At 60.5% G+C, this 14,610-nt stretch carries 10 protein-coding genes; 7 read left to right on the top strand and 3 right to left on the bottom strand.

The features are described from left to right. Positions 1-85 precede the first annotated feature (85 nt). A complete protein-coding gene (gene ggt, locus ACFOZ5_RS07085) occupies positions 86-1,810 on the top strand; it encodes a gamma-glutamyltransferase (protein ID WP_379886315.1) in 1,725 nt (574 codons plus the stop codon). A 20-nt stretch (positions 1,811-1,830) separates the two neighbouring features. Here ggt and ACFOZ5_RS07080 read toward each other — a convergent pair whose 3' ends face one another. Continuing rightward, positions 1,831-2,286, bottom strand: a complete 456-nt coding sequence (locus tag ACFOZ5_RS07080; protein ID WP_379886314.1) for an acyl-CoA thioesterase — start codon at positions 2,284-2,286, stop codon at positions 1,831-1,833. An 82-nt stretch (positions 2,287-2,368) separates the two neighbouring features. Between ACFOZ5_RS07080 and ACFOZ5_RS07075 the strand changes: the two genes are divergently transcribed. Then, the gene (locus ACFOZ5_RS07075; RefSeq protein WP_379886313.1) at positions 2,369-3,112 is read left to right on the top strand and encodes a substrate-binding periplasmic protein; all 744 of its coding nucleotides are present in this window, start codon (positions 2,369-2,371) and stop codon (positions 3,110-3,112) included. A gap of 111 nt (positions 3,113-3,223) precedes the next feature. On the opposite strand, the gene ACFOZ5_RS07070 is transcribed toward ACFOZ5_RS07075, so the two are convergent. Next, on the bottom strand, positions 3,224-6,367 hold the full coding sequence (locus tag ACFOZ5_RS07070; RefSeq protein ID WP_379886312.1) for a hypothetical protein: 3,144 nt from the start codon (positions 6,365-6,367) through the stop codon (positions 3,224-3,226). A gap of 286 nt (positions 6,368-6,653) precedes the next feature. Between ACFOZ5_RS07070 and ACFOZ5_RS07065 the strand changes: the two genes are divergently transcribed. Together ACFOZ5_RS07065 and ACFOZ5_RS07060 are read left to right on the top strand one after the other, a co-directional pair. After that, a complete protein-coding gene (locus ACFOZ5_RS07065; RefSeq protein WP_379886311.1) occupies positions 6,654-7,514 on the top strand; it encodes an AraC family transcriptional regulator in 861 nt (286 codons plus the stop codon). 87 nt (positions 7,515-7,601) lie between these two features. Continuing rightward, the gene (locus ACFOZ5_RS07060) at positions 7,602-8,390 is read left to right on the top strand and encodes a universal stress protein (protein WP_379886310.1); all 789 of its coding nucleotides are present in this window, start codon (positions 7,602-7,604) and stop codon (positions 8,388-8,390) included. Positions 8,391-8,436: 46 nt separating this feature from the next. Here the strand turns inward: ACFOZ5_RS07060 and ACFOZ5_RS07055 are convergent, their stop codons facing one another. Then, on the bottom strand, positions 8,437-8,778 hold the full coding sequence (locus ACFOZ5_RS07055) for a 4a-hydroxytetrahydrobiopterin dehydratase (RefSeq protein ID WP_379886309.1): 342 nt from the start codon (positions 8,776-8,778) through the stop codon (positions 8,437-8,439). 119 nt (positions 8,779-8,897) lie between these two features. On the opposite strand from ACFOZ5_RS07055, the gene imuA reads away from it, so the two are divergent. Genes imuA through ACFOZ5_RS07040 form a run of 3 tightly spaced genes read left to right on the top strand, consistent with a single transcriptional unit; the run spans position 8,898 to position 14,150 of the window. Beyond that, positions 8,898-9,596 (top strand): translesion DNA synthesis-associated protein ImuA, encoded by a 699-nt coding sequence (gene imuA / locus ACFOZ5_RS07050; protein WP_379886308.1) that lies wholly within the window; start codon positions 8,898-8,900, stop codon positions 9,594-9,596. Between the two features lie 3 nt (positions 9,597-9,599). Continuing rightward, entirely contained in the window at positions 9,600-11,018 is a 1,419-nt protein-coding gene (locus ACFOZ5_RS07045) for a Y-family DNA polymerase (protein WP_379886307.1), read from the top strand. A gap of 6 nt (positions 11,019-11,024) precedes the next feature. Further along, on the top strand, positions 11,025-14,150 hold the full coding sequence (locus ACFOZ5_RS07040) for an error-prone DNA polymerase (protein ID WP_379886306.1): 3,126 nt from the start codon (positions 11,025-11,027) through the stop codon (positions 14,148-14,150). The last annotated feature ends 460 nt before the right edge of the window (positions 14,151-14,610 follow it).

Here is a 14,610-nt window from a genome sequence, read left to right as displayed (position 1 = left end):
CTATCATAGCCTAAACCGGCCCCGGAACGAAGATGAGGAATCCCGTTTCGGCGCAATATCCACAGATACAGAAGGAGCCCGTCCCATGTCCGCCCACGGCCAATGCCATCGACTTACCTGGCTTGCCCTGCTCTCGCTTCTTGCCACCTTCGCCAGCGCCCAGGCCATTCTGGAAGGCGAACGACATCATCCGGTACCCGGAGACCGCGGTATGGTGGCCACCAGTCATCCCCACGCTACCGATGTGGCCCTGGAGGTGCTCAAAAACGGCGGCAATGCAGTCGATGCGGCGGTGACCGCCGGGTTTGCCCTGGCGGTCACCCAGCCCCGGTCCGGCAATATCGGTGGTGGCGGCTTCATGCTTTATGCACCCGGGGACGGCGGGCCAGTAAAGGCCATCGACTACCGGGAGACGGCACCGGCAGCGGCAACCCGCACCATGTTCCAGGACAGTGACGGCGACGTGGTTCCGCAGCGCAGCCGATTCAGCCACCTGGCCTCGGGGGTACCCGGGACTGTCGCGGGGCTGGCCATGGCGCTGGACGAATATGGCACCATCACCCTGGCCGAGGCTCTGAAACCTGCCATCGCCCTGGCCCGTGACGGCTTTGAAGTGCCCCATCGCTTTACCGAGGGCCTGGAACAGGCCCGCGACCGGCTGCACCCCTGGCCGGCCACACGATCTACGTTCTATCGCGAGGATGGCAGCGCCCCGCAACCCGGCGACATTTTCCGCCAGCCGGAACTGGCCGATACCCTGCAGCGCATTGCCGACCATGGTATTGCCGACTTCTACGAGGGCGAAACCGCCCGGCTGATCGTGGCGGAAATGGAACGGGGCGAAGGTCTGATTACCCTGGAAGACCTGGCCGGCTATGAACCGGTTATCCGCGAGCCAGTCATGGGCACTTACCGGGGCCATGAGATCTTTTCCATGTCGCCCCCCAGCTCCGGTGGCGCTCACATTGTGCAGATACTGAACATTCTCGAGGGCTACCCGATGGGTGATTACGGCCACAATTCCGCGCAGACCATCCATCTGATGGCCGAAGCCATGAAACGGGCCTACGCGGACCGTTCCGAATACCTGGGGGATACGGATTATGTGGAGGTGCCGCTGGAGGGCATTACCAGCAAGGACTATGCAGAGGCGCTACGGGAAGACATCGACACGGACCAGGCCACGCCCTCGAACCAGATCGCACCCGGTGACCCCCTGCCCCATGAAAGCAACGAAACCACCCATTTTTCCATTGTGGATCAGTGGGGCAACGCCGTTTCAAACACTTACACCATAAACTTCAGCTATGGCTCAGGTATTACCGTGGCCGGGGCCGGCTTCCTGCTGAACAATGAAATGGATGATTTCAGTGCCAAGCCGGGCGTACCTAATGCCTATGGCCTGATTGGCGGTGAGGCCAACCGGATCCAGCCCGGCAAACGGATGCTCAGTTCCATGTCGCCCACCATTGTGCGCAAGGACGGGGAGAATGTGCTGGTGACCGGCAGCCCCGGTGGCTCACGGATCATCACCACCACACTGCAGGTGATCATGAACGTGATCGACCATGACCTGAACATCCAGTCGGCGGTGTCGGCGCCCCGTATCCATCATCAATGGCTGCCGGATGAAATCCGTATTGAGCAAGGCATCAGCTCCGATACCATCGACCTGCTCAATGCCATGGGGCACACCGTGGAAACCGGCTCAGCCATGGGTGCCATCCAGAGTGTACTGATTGACGAGGACGGGGCTCTGTGGGGGGCGGCAGATCCACGTCGAAGCACTTCCAGCGCCCGTGGCTACTGAGCGTTGGTGGCTACTGCTGACTACTGAGAGGCACTATCCGCCTCTGTTATCAGCTTTTTCAGGGCGTTTCGGATGCCTTCCGGGATGGGGACCGGGCGGTCCGTTGTGCGATCCACAAAAACATGGACAAAGCGGCCGACCGCACAGGCTTCCGTCTCGCCCTGGCGGAAGATGCCAATGTTGTAGACCACTGAACTGTTGCCGAGCTTTTCCACTCTGAGCCCCGCTTCCACCCGTTCCGGGTAGGCAATGGGGCTGAAGTAATCACAGGACGAGTTCACCACATAGGCAATTTCCCGACCGTTATGGATATCCAGCCCGCCCTGCTCGATCAGGTACCGGTTTACACTGCTGTCGAACCAGGCGTAGTAGGTCACATTATTGACATGTCCATAGAGGTCATTGTCGGCCCAGCGTGTGGTAATCTCGTCAAACGCCGCGTAGGACACGCGATCTCGCAAAATTTCTGTTGTCATGCGCCTGATTTCCAGTGGTTTACAAATTCAAATAACGTCGCCATGCTAAACAAAAAACAACGCCAATGTTAAAGATCCATTCATGAGCAAGCTCCGAACTTTCTTCCGCGACGCATCGTTCGTGACAATGATCGCCAGCTCGCTGATGCCTTTTGCCTATGCAGCGGACCGCCCGGTCATTCGGAGCGCGTACATCGAGTTCCCTCCATTGGCCTACACGACCGAGTCCGGGGAGCTTGAGGGCAGTTTTATTGATTTGACCGAAGCGATTGCCGACCGTGCCGGGTACGATATCGTCTGGCAGGGTTTGCCCATTGAACGGGTCTACCTGTATCTGGAGTACGGCGAGATCGATATGTGGCCCGGTTCGGCAGGGATTCCCGAACTGGCGCCCTTTATCCGTGAAACCGACTTCCATACCGGTAGTATCCAGCTTAACGCCTATTCCCGGGCGGGAGCGGAGCCGGTATCGGAGATACAGGACCTGAGAGGAAAAAGCCTGATCCTGATTCGGGGCTACACCTACTTTCGACTTCTCGATCACCTGAAGGAGGATCCGGACACCGGGATCACCATTGCTCCGAACCATTTGTCGGCCATCCGCATGCTGGCGTTCGAACGCGGGGACTACCTTATCAATTTCCAGTCGCCGATGGAAAACTCCCTGGAGATCTCACCCTTGCCGGGGCTGAGGTATGACAACCTTCTGAAGTGGCCCACCACCCTCATTTTCTCACGGAATGCACCTGGTACCGACAAGATGCTCGAAGACATGAACAGGGCCTGGCGTTCCATGAAAGAGGAAGGTGCCAGGGTTGAACATTGAACGGCTGCTATAACCATGGCTGCCACCTGGGCAATACCCAACAAAAACCCCGGCTCAAAGGCCGGGGTTTTTGTTTTCAGGCAATTGCCTGGTGGCTGGTCAACTGACGGATCAGTTGCTTGCCACGTTGCGAACACCACTGCCCGGAGGCGTACAGGTGAAGGTCACCGAGGCGTCCTCGTCGTTTGCCTGAGACAGCAACTCGCTGCGGGTCAGGGACGGCGTGGCACGGTCACCCGGCACAAACTTCTCGTTGGCATTGAAGGCCCAACGCTTGGTCTGGCCATTGAACACCGCGGTAGCCACCAGGTCACACTCCGGACGCGGGTTGGTTACCAGGGCCCGCTCGATGAGCAGGTCCAGGCGGGCCTGAACGTCGGAGCGATTGCGGTTGTCCGGGTTCAGGGTAACCTGCTGACCCACGATGGGGTTCATCTCTGACGGGAACGCCAACGCCAGGTCCTGAACCATCAGACGACGCTCTTCACCCAGCAGCAGGAACACCGGTGCACTGAGGAAGTTGTCGATGGAACCGGAGGCACCCTGGTTATCGTAACCGAAGCCGCGGATCTGTGGCCCGGTCTCCGGACGATCCGCGCCATTCTTGGTGAACATGCCCACCTTCTGATACATGTTCCGCAGATGGGGGATCTTCATGTCTTCGTCAACATCCCCGCCTTCCGCAGACATGGTACCGTCGGTGCCGAACATGCCCTGGTCCGCATCCAGCGTGTGGCAACCATTACAGTTGGTCACGAAGTCAGAGTTTACGGTGTTGTAGACCTCCAGGGCCTCCTGCAGACGCGGGCTCAGACTGTTGTCCAGGGCCGCAATCGGGTTGGGCGGGTAGGTCAGCTCCAGGGCGAACTCGGCGAACCGGGTCATTTCCTGCTCGGTCAGCTCGGAGTCACGTCCCACCAGACCCGGGAAGGCCTCGTTGAACTCCTTGAAGGCTGCCATCTCGAGGGATTCACCCCGCGCCCGGTCTTCCCCGGTACGATCACCGCGCCAGTGCATGGGACCGTTGCCTTTCAGGCCGCGCAGACTCTGGGTGGTCATCGGGCCCTTCATGGCATGGAAGGTCAGGTTGCGACCGAACGCCGGAACGTTTTCGTTGTACTCGTTCGGATTGTCCTTGGAAGCGATATCCGGGTTGCCCAGATCCCAGGACAGATGATCCATGTCACCGAAGATGTGACAGCCGGCGCAGGAGGAATCCCCCCGGCTGGAGGTATAGGTGGCGTCGTACAGGAAGCGACGACCTTCAACCACCTTCTGGGGTTCCGGATTGGACATGGTCACGTGGGCCAGCTCACTCATGGTGCCGTCCACATCCACCACGGACACGCCATTGTCGAAGCGGGTGGTCACAAACGCACGGCCACGGGCTTCATCCAGCACCACGCCGGTAGCACCGCCACCACTGACCACCAGTTGGTCGTTGGTGTTGGGCTGGAAGCTGTCGCTTTCCAGGGCGCCAGTGTCATACCGTACCAGCTTGCTGGAGCCCATGCTGGCCATGAACAGGTCCTCGCCATCGGACGAGATCGCCATCTGCAGCGGAATGGCGACGGCGCGCTCTTTCTCGCTGGCAGTACCACGGCCGGGATCGGTGCTGTAGTCGATGTGCTTGTTCAGGTGGCGCGGCTGGGCATTGTGACCATCCACCACGGTGATGCGGCTCTGAACAAAGTTACCGTTAACAGTAGTGGAGGCCAGACCGGGACCTTCGAAACGGGTCAGGTTATTGGCTTCCTGATTGGAAACATAGACGTTACCGTTGCTCGGGTTGACCGCCAGGTTGAACAAGGTGGTGCCGACACCACTGGTGCGGGAGGCCACACGGGGTACGGAACCGCTGGTATCGATCTCGAACACGTCATAGTCCGGCAGTTCAAGCTTGACGTACTCGTCCCACGCCCGTGGCGCGTCACCATTGACGGGGTCGCCCGGGCCCATCCAGTTCTGGCCGTCGAACTGGACAATGAGGCCAGTGCGCGGCTGCTCGGTGCCATCAGCGGCGCGCTGCGGGCCTGGCTTGTCGAGACCACCATCGGGAATTTCCTCGTCCAGAACCGTGGTCTGGTTACCGGAGTTGAACACAGCGGTATACACCTTGCTGCCATCCGGACTACGGGCCAGGCCGCGCAGGGTATCGCCAAACATGTTAAGGATGGTGGCAGGCTCACCACCAAGCTGGGAACCGGGGTTGTTGGCATCAAACACCCACACATCGGCACGGCCGATGCCCGGAGTGGTCAGCTCGGGATCAAACGGAACATTCTGGCCACGGTGTGCTGCGGTAATGAAGGCCCATTGGTCGTTGTTGCCGGCAAATACGATATCCCGGGGCTCATCACCCACCAGCAGGGTGTTCTTGATGCGGGCAACGGAACCGGATACATCAACGATGCTGACACTGTCTGAAAGGTGGTTGACCACCCACAGCTCACCGTCGTTGCGAAGGGTAACGGAAACCGGCTCCATACCCACCGGGATGGTTTCCACCGGTGTCGGGGAGTCGCCGGACACGTCAAACACCTGAACGGTGTTATCCGGAGTATTGACGACATACAGACGGTTACCGTCGGAAGACAGGGCCATGGGACGGACGTGGCCGGATTCGAAGGTCACGAAATCGCCGGCTTCCGGCATGGGCTCGTTGTCACCGCCCGGATTGTCAGGGTTATCCGGGTTATCCGGGTTATCGGGATTGTCAGGATTGTCGGGGTTATCCGGATTGTCGGTGGCGCTACCTTCAAGCATGATGCTGCCCAGGCCAGCCCGTTCAAAGAAGCTGGAGGCATTGATGGCAAATTGCAGGTAGATCTGATCCTGGCCGCCGGCCGCATTTCCGATATCAACCGTCACCACTCCGGAGCCACTGTTGATGCTCTGCACGGCCTGGAAGGTAGTGCCATCGGTGGAAACGAAGGCTGTCAGTGACTCGCCAGTATCAAAACCGGATATATCCCGATAGAACGACAGGGTCAGATCGCTGGCGCCATTGACTGCAATGGGGCCGGTGCGGACCCGGGTATCGCTGGCTCCGCCACGCATGGCGGCCTCACCCGCAGTCATCGTATAGACACGCCCTTCGCTGGTGAAGGCACCAAGGCCACTCGAGAAGTTTTCCTCAAAAAGAACGGCTGCCGGTGCATTGGCCGCCGCCATTGCCAGAGCCAGGCCTGACAGATAGTGGCGACATGCCGAGGCCCGCCCTCTCATGAGCGGTCGTCTGATATTCTTATTCATTGGAACTCTCCATTGAACTCTCCTTGAAAAGCAATCGACTGCTCCCTGATTGCTCTATTTGCGTTATGCATCATCCATACTTCTTAAGGAGCGATCTGGTGCCGCCCTAACTGGAACCAGAAGGATACCCGTGAGGATTCCGGCATCATTTGTGCGGAATGATAATTCCGCACCATCTGAGCACTTGGTCACGCGGGTGTGACCTCACTTCCGGCAAATACCGGGTAGGATATGGAGACACCGATAACGGAGTTCGGAACCGTTTTCATCCCATGGAGGGAACCCTGTGCAAGCTCCGGCCAGCCATGTGCCTGCTCACATTTACATCTGGGACAATCGCGTACTCTACGCCGGCCCCAGCATTGAACCCCGATACCGCAACTATGGCAGTGCCGCCCTGGTGGTGGGTGTGGAAGGCAATCTACGGCTTCACCGGCAGACCCATGCCAACGAGGTGGTGGAGGCCCGCGCCTGCCTGATCAGACCTGGCCTGCCAGTCTGGCTCGAGAGTGACAGCCCGTCATTCATGGTGCTGTTTCTCGATCCGTTCCAGCATGACCTCAGGGCGCTGGCGAAAACGGCCGCCCATCAGGACTACGATATCTTCTGGTCACTGGCTGGCGAAGGGCAGCTGATTGACCTGGCCAGGTACATCCTGAAAGCATCTCCTGCTCCTCAGGCGATATTGGCAGGACTGGTCAAAGCGGGACTGCCGGATATCGACCGGCTGGATCCGGAAGGCGTCGACCCCAGGGTGGTCAAGGCCGTTGGCGTGCTCCGCGGGGGCCGCACGCAGAGCATCACCACGGAAGACCTGGCAGCTACCGTCAGCCTGTCTGTGCCCAGGGTCATCCAGCTGTTTCGCCAGTATCTGGGCATTTCCGCCGGCAAGTACCGCCAGTGGCATCGCCTGCACGCCACCACACTGGCCATTGGCCATGGCCAGACATTTACCCAGGCCTCGGTCGCATCGGGCTTTTCCGACCTGGCGCACTTTTCCAATACCTTTCACAGCATGATGGGCATCATGCCGTCCCGCCTGTTCCGGTCCAATGGGGGCGTCCGGTTCCATATCGACCCGCGGTTGTCTGCCCAGGGGTTCAGTGCACTGTCCGGAATCGATAGCGCTGTCTCCACAATGTGCTAGTTTTACTCCCAAGGCGTCTTTGAAAATGCCCCTTATAGCTTCTTTGCCAGGCATTCACACCTGACAATCCCATGGGAGAGCCCGAATATGCTGAGCCATCTGATTCTGAGCGTGGATTATTCCGACAACTGGGAGCAGGCCATTAAACAATTGCCTCCCCTGCTGGAACGGCTTGGGACCAGGAAATTGACTCTGACTTATGTGATTGAGCCCCATACCCGCAAGCACATTGAAGACAGTGATGAGGCCGTTGAAGGAAAACTCAGGGAACTGGCCCGGCAATACGCTGAAGAGTGGAAGGTAGAGACAGAATTCGAGGTCCGCCACGGCTTCGTGGCTTCCTGCATTCTGGAGCTGGCACGCCATCTGAAGGCGGATGGTGTTATCTGCTGCAGCACCCACCATTCCGCCGGTCGCGAACTGTTCATGGGCAACAACACCATGAATCTGGCCCGCATGACGAAACGGCCCCTGCTGATTCTGCCGGTGGAAGGCAAACCTTCCTCACCCCAGTCACCGGTTTTTCTGGCAACCGATGGTTCGGAGAACGCCGGACGTTGCGAAGACCTGTTCCGGGAACTGGTGAATGCTGGCCAGGAAGGGCGCGTGGTCTGGGTACGCCCGGATGATGCCCCTCCCGAAGCGGACCAGGTGGACAAACGGGTTCATGATATCGCCAACAGCAAGGCTTCGGTGCACGCCCGAATTCTCAACGGACACCCGGCCCGGGAACTGCTGAACCTGATTCAGGATAGCCAGCCGGCGCTGACACTGATTGGCAAGCGTGGCACCACGCCCGTGGAACAGCTCCCCCTTGGACACACGTCGGAAACCGTAGTGCGGGAGAGTCGTCACCCGGTGCTGCTGGTGCCTTGACCGTGAATGGAGCCGGCGCCAGAACTCTGGCACCGGCCAGATAGCCCTACCCCTCGAATAGCCTGTCCGTGCGCGCCGCCATGATGAAATCATTGCGATGCAAACCGCCAATCTTGTGGGTCCACCAGCGCACAGTCACCTTGCCGAACTCCAGCAGGAGGGCCGGATGGTGACCCTCCTCCTCAGCCAGGTCCGCCACCTTGTTGGTAAAGGCCTGGGCCTGGACGAAGTTCTTGAAACGGAATTCGCGGCGCAGCTGGGGAACACCCTCCACGTCGACAAGCTCCCAGTCGGGAACTTCTTTCAGCAGGGCTTTCTGCTCGTCTGCGTTGACGGTGGGGGCGTCAGCCCGGCAGGCCTCGCATTGCTGTTGTTCCAGTGCAGTCATAAGGATCTCCCTGTATCAGTGACTTCCATAACGTCAATTTTACGGTAACAGGTCAGTGCCATGGTTGAAATCCTGACGGGTTAATAATACTGTATATTTAAACAGTATTGGACAAAACCATGAGTGACCTGCTGAACACCCTGCTCGATGACGCCCGCCTGTGGCGAGGGCATCAACGGCACGCAACCACACCAACGCCGGAACAGACCGGCTTCGAGGCACTGGATAACCAGATCGACGGACTCGGATGGCCCCGGGGCGCCCTCAGTGAATGCCTGCTTGATGCGCCGGGCATCGGCGAACTGCAACTGGTACTGCCACTGCTCAGGCGAGTCACTACCCGTCAGCAGACGGTATTCTGGGTCAATCCTCCCCTGACGCCCTATGCTCCGGCCCTGGCCCGTGAAGGGGTTGACCTGGACCAGCTGGTGGTGGTGCAGACCGACGCCCATCCGGACCTGCTCTGGACCCTGGAAAACTGTCTGCGTTCCCCCGCCACTGGTCTGGTCATGGCCTGGCCGGACAGCCTGGCGGCACGGGATATCCGCCGGCTACAGCTGGCGGCCGAAGCTGGAGAGAGCAACTGCATTCTGTTCCAGACCCGGCGACAGGCCTGCCAGAGCTCACCCGCTGCCCTGCGCCTGGAACTGGAGCCGGACAATCAGCTGGGTTTGCGGATCAACATTCTCAAACGACGGGGTGGCTGGCCCGGTCAGGGCTGCACCCTGCCGCTACAAACACGGTCAGGGTGCACCGCCCCGGAAAGCGTCGCCACGGTTATTCGCGGGCCCTGGTCCGACGGACCAGACCCGGGGTAAATCATGATCTGGCTGTATCTCCACTTCCGACACCTGTTGCTGGACCATATCGCCCGCTCCCGGCAGGATCCGGCCCCCCTGGCCGTGTTATCCCAGGGTACGCGGCAGGTGCTGCAGGCCTGCCCCCGGGCCAGGCAACTGGGCGTACTTCCGGGTACGGCCCTGAAGACCGCCCTTAACCTGGCCCCGGAACTGGCCATGATCCACGCCGACGATACACGCCAGGCGGGCATCCTGGAGCAGCAGGCTCACTGGCTCTACCGCTATATGGATCGCATTACCCTGTACCCTCCGGACGGCCTGCTGGCAGAAGCCAGCAGCGTGCAGCGGCTGTACGGCGGCCTGGAACCGCTGCAACGGCAACTGCAGCATGCCCTGGAAGAACGGCAGCTGAACGCCACCATAACCACCGGCACCACGCCCCTGGCAGCCCGCCTGCTGGCCCGGGCCGGAATACACTGCTGTACCGGGGAGCACTCACACATGCACAGCCAGCTGGAGGCACTGACCCTGCCCCATGCCGGCTTTGACGACCGGACCCTGCAGCGCCTGACCCGCCTGGGTCTGACCACCCTGGGACAGGTCTTCCGCCTGCCTGCTACGGAACTTGCCCGTCGCCTGACACCGGAAACCCTTGCCTATGTACAGCGGGTACAGGGGCAACGCCCGGACCCCCAGGCCGTCTGGCGCCCTCCTCATTACTTCCTGCAGCGTGCCGACTTCGGCCTGCCCGTGGAGAAAACCCAGGGGTTGCTATTCGCCCTGCAGCGGATGCTGTCGGAACTGGAAAGTGACCTTCAGTGGCGCCAGCAGGACACGGACAGCCTGCTACTGGTATTACACCATTACCGACGGGAGCCCACCCGGCTGCGGGTACGCACCACCGGGCCGGAACACCGGGCGGACGCCTTTATCAACCTGCTCAGAATAAGGCTGGAGCAGCACCCCCTGCAGGCACCCGTGGAAACCCTGGAGCTGAAAGTTACCCGCTTCCTGGAGCGGCGGACAGCCAGCCATACGGATCTTCTGGGGGAAACCAGCGATCAGGGGGAAGCCTGGCACACCCTGGTCAGTCGCCTGCAGGCACGGCTGGGGGAATCTGCCCTGCGCCACCTCGCGCCAGCAGCCGACCACCGCCCCGAAAGAGCCTGGAGCGCCCGCAGTCTGACTGCCGGACTTCCCAGACACCCTGGCGGGGCAAGCCGACTGCCCCTGCGCCCCCTGTGGCTGCTGCCCCACCCCACGCCCCTGGAGACCACCCCGGAAGAATGGTTCAGCGGACCGGAGCGCATCAGTGGGGGCTGGTGGGACGGCGCCCGGGTACTACGGGACTACTATATCGCCCGCCTGCCCAGCGGCCAGTTGGCCTGGATCTACCGGGACAGCCAGCAAAGCTGGTTCGTTCATGGCTGGTTCGGATAACACAAGATGCCCATGGACTACGCCGAACTGCACTGCTTCAGCAATTTCACCTTCCTCACCGGAGCCTCTCACCCCCATGAGCTGGCAGAGCGGGCCCTGGAGCTGAAATACCAGGCCATAGCCATTACCGATGCCTGTTCCGTGGCCGGCATGCCCATGGCCTGGAAAGCACTGAAAGACAGCCCGGTAGCCCTGATTACCGGCAGCTACTTCGAACTGGAGCCAGCAGGCCCGGAACACTCCCCAGAGAGGTTGATCCTGCTGGCCCGCACCCATCAGGGTTATGGCCAGCTCTGCCAGCTGATCACTACCGCCCGGCGACGGGCCCCGAAAGGTCAATACCAGCTATTGCCGGAGGACCTGGAAAGCCATGCCCTGGATCACTGTCTCTGCCTGTGGCTGCCCCCGGCGCCGGAACAGACCGGTTTTAACGACGCACGACGTACCGGCGAATGGCTGCTGGGGCTGTTTCCAGGGAGCCTGTGGCTGGCCGCCAGCAGAACCCTGGAATCCGGCGAGGAGCAGGCCATCCAGCGCATCCGGGCCCTGTCCCAGCAGTTGGAGCGCCCCGTGGTGGCCACCGGCAATGTGCATATGCATTGCCGGCAACGCCAGCCCCTGCAGGATGTGCTGACTGCTATCCGTCATAACACCAGCCTGGAACAGGCCGGCCATCACCTGTTCCAGAATGGTGAACGCTATCTGCGACCGCTGCCCGTACTGAAGCGCCTGTTCCCCGAAGCCTGGCTGCAGGAAACCCTGGCCATTGCCGATCAATGCAGCTTCAGGCCCTCCGAACTCCGCTATCACTATCCCTCAGAACTGGTGCCCGCCGGGATGTCGCCCGCCAGCTGGCTGCAGGAATTGACTCGCCAGGGCGAGCAACGGCGTTTTCCGGAGGGTACCCCGCTTCGTGTCCAGGCCCTGATCCACAAGGAGCTGGCGCTGATCCATGAGATGGAGTACGAACATTACTTCCTCACCATTCACGATATTGTCAGTTTCGCCCGCAGCGAAGGCATCCTGTGCCAGGGGCGTGGCTCGGCTGCCAACTCGGCGGTGTGCTATTGCCTTGGGATCACGGAAGTGGACCCAAGCCAGATGGAACTGCTGTTTGAACGCTTCATCTCCAGGGACCGTGGCGAGCCCCCGGATATCGACGTGGATTTCGAACACGAGCGCCGCGAGGAAGTCATCCAGTACATCTACCAGCGTTATGGCCGTGAACGTGCCGCCCTGGCCGCCACGGTGATCCGATACCGGCCCCGTAGTGCCATCCGCGATGTGGGTAAGGCCCTGGGCTTTGACCCCGCCCAGGTGGAACAGTTGCTCAACGGCATTGACTGGCGCGACAGGGAAACCGACTGGCGAGGCCAGATCCTCGACAAGGGCCTGACCCGGCACAAGCGTGTCGCCAACCAGTTCTTCACCCTGGTGAATACCCTGCTGGGTTTCCCCCGCCACCTGTCCCAGCATGTAGGGGGCTTTGTGATCGGCTCGGGGCCATTGTCGGAACTGGTACCCACCGAAAATGCCGCCATGGAAGGTCGCACGGTGATCCAGTGGGACAAGGACGACCTGGAAAGCCTGGGGCTGATGAAGGTGGATGTGCTGGCCCTGGGCATGCTGACCGCCATTCGCAAGTCCCTGGCGTTGATCCCGGGGAGGAATGGCCAGCCCCTCGACATGCAGGACATTCCCCGGGAAGACGAAGAAACCTACAACATGCTGCAGACCGGTGACAGCATCGGCGTGTTCCAGGTCGAGTCCCGGGCCCAGATCAACATGCTGCCCCGGCTGAAACCGGAGAAGTTCTACGACCTGGTGATTGAAGTAGCCATTGTCCGGCCCGGTCCGATTCAGGGGGATATGGTGCACCCCTACCTCAAACGCAAGCATGGTCTTGAGAAAGTCACCTACCCCAACGACGACATCCGGGGCGTGCTGGAACGCACCCTGGGGGTGCCCATTTTTCAGGAGCAGGTGATCAAACTGGCCATGGTGGCCGCCGGTTTTACCGCTGGCGAAGCCGACAAGCTGCGCCGGGCCATGGCCGCCTGGAAGGCCCATGGAGACCTGACTCCCTTCCGGGACAAACTGATCAACGGCATGCTGGCCAGAGGCCACAGCGAAGACTTTGCCGAACGGCTGTACCTGCAGATCTGTGGCTTCGGCGGCTATGGCTTCCCGGAGTCCCACTCCGCCAGTTTTGCATTGCTGGTGTACGTATCTGCCTGGATCAAGCGTCATCATCCTGCGGCGTTCTATTGCGGATTGCTGAACAGCCAGCCCATGGGGTTCTACTCACCCTCCCAACTGATCCAGGACGCCCGCCGTCATGACGTCGTCGTGTTGCCGGCGGATGTAAACCACAGCCACTGGGACTACACCCTGGAGGGCCCCCAACAGCAGTTGCGTGTTGGCCTGCGCCAGATAAAAGGTCTCAACCGGCGAAGTGCCAATGCCCTGTGCCAACAGCGACCACCCGGGGGCTACCGCAGCATAAAGGAACTGCGCCAGCTCACCGCCCTGCCCCAGCGGGATATGGAACTGCTAGCCGGCGCCAATGCCCTTGAGAACATCAGCGGACATCGCCACCAGAGTTACTGGCAGTTGCTGGGTCATGAAACCGCCGCGCCCTTATGGGTTTCCGACGCTAATGATGACCCGGGCTATCTGGCGGAAGATAACGAAACTGCCCTGCCCGCACCCTCGGAAGGCCAGAATATCCTGGCGGATTACGCCAGCCAGGGCCTGAGCCTGCAACGCCACCCCATGGCTTTGCTACGAGAACAAGGCCAGCTGCGCAATTGCCTGAACTCGGAACAACTGAAAACCGCCGAACCCAACCGCCCGGTCCAGGTCGCCGGCCTGGTCACCGGCCGCCAGCGCCCGGGCTCCGCTTCCGGCGTCACCTTTGTCACCCTGGAAGACGAGTTCGGCAACATCAATGTGGTGGTCTGGCTCAACACCGCCCGACAGCAGCGCAAGCCTCTGCTGACCTCACGGTTACTGCATGTGAAAGGCATTGTGGAGCGGGAGGGAGACATTGTTCATATCATGGCCGGGAAGCTTACTGACCTTAGCCATCTGATTCAGACACTGCCGGTGCCTTCCCGGGATTTTCAGTAATTTTCTGCGATTCAGGTGATTACTACAGATATTACTGCCCTAGCCTGGGGATTTGGTGGAGGGGCACCAGGGTGGGGGAAGCTTTCTCTGCCGCAATTCACGGCCCATCCCTGGGCCGACCTTGCTCCGCACCATCCCTGGCGCTGCGACGAAAGCATCCCCCACCCTGGTCCCCTTACCGTTCTCACTCGTGTCCGAAACATTCGGACAAGCACATCACATTAGACCAGAATGCCCCGAACTGACTTTGAGCTCACAGGAAAATCCGAATTCTCAACGGCTTTCCATTATTTTTAAGTTTCAGGCGCCACGATAGTCCCTTCGGCCTGGGGGTATGGGTGGCCCTTTCGCAGCAGCGCCAGGGACGGCGCGGAGCAAGGTGGGGCCAGGGACGGCCCCTGAATTGCGGCGAAGAAAGGGCCACCCATACCCCCAGGCCAGGCACCAACAACCGAAGACA

The organism is Marinobacter lacisalsi (assembly GCF_042651045.1).
Lineage (GTDB): Bacteria > Pseudomonadota > Gammaproteobacteria > Pseudomonadales > Oleiphilaceae > Marinobacter > Marinobacter lacisalsi.
Note: the sequence above shows the minus strand (reverse complement) of the source record. Positions and strands in the feature narration are given on the sequence as shown.

Bases quoted from the DNA above. Each gene is read 5' to 3' on its own strand.
- ggt (WP_379886315.1), top strand. From the start codon at position 86: ATGTCCGCCCACGGCCAATGCCATCGACTTACCTGGCTTGCCCTGCTC.
- ACFOZ5_RS07080 (WP_379886314.1), bottom strand. From the start codon at position 2,286: ATGACAACAGAAATTTTGCGAGATCGCGTGTCCTACGCGGCGTTTGAC.
- ACFOZ5_RS07075 (WP_379886313.1), top strand. From the start codon at position 2,369: ATGAGCAAGCTCCGAACTTTCTTCCGCGACGCATCGTTCGTGACAATG.
- ACFOZ5_RS07070 (WP_379886312.1), bottom strand. From the start codon at position 6,367: ATGAATAAGAATATCAGACGACCGCTCATGAGAGGGCGGGCCTCGGCA.
- ACFOZ5_RS07060 (WP_379886310.1), top strand. From the start codon at position 7,602: ATGCTGAGCCATCTGATTCTGAGCGTGGATTATTCCGACAACTGGGAG.
- ACFOZ5_RS07055 (WP_379886309.1), bottom strand. From the start codon at position 8,778: ATGACTGCACTGGAACAACAGCAATGCGAGGCCTGCCGGGCTGACGCC.
- imuA (WP_379886308.1), top strand. From the start codon at position 8,898: ATGAGTGACCTGCTGAACACCCTGCTCGATGACGCCCGCCTGTGGCGA.
- ACFOZ5_RS07045 (WP_379886307.1), top strand. From the start codon at position 9,600: ATGATCTGGCTGTATCTCCACTTCCGACACCTGTTGCTGGACCATATC.
- ACFOZ5_RS07040 (WP_379886306.1), top strand. From the start codon at position 11,025: ATGCCCATGGACTACGCCGAACTGCACTGCTTCAGCAATTTCACCTTC.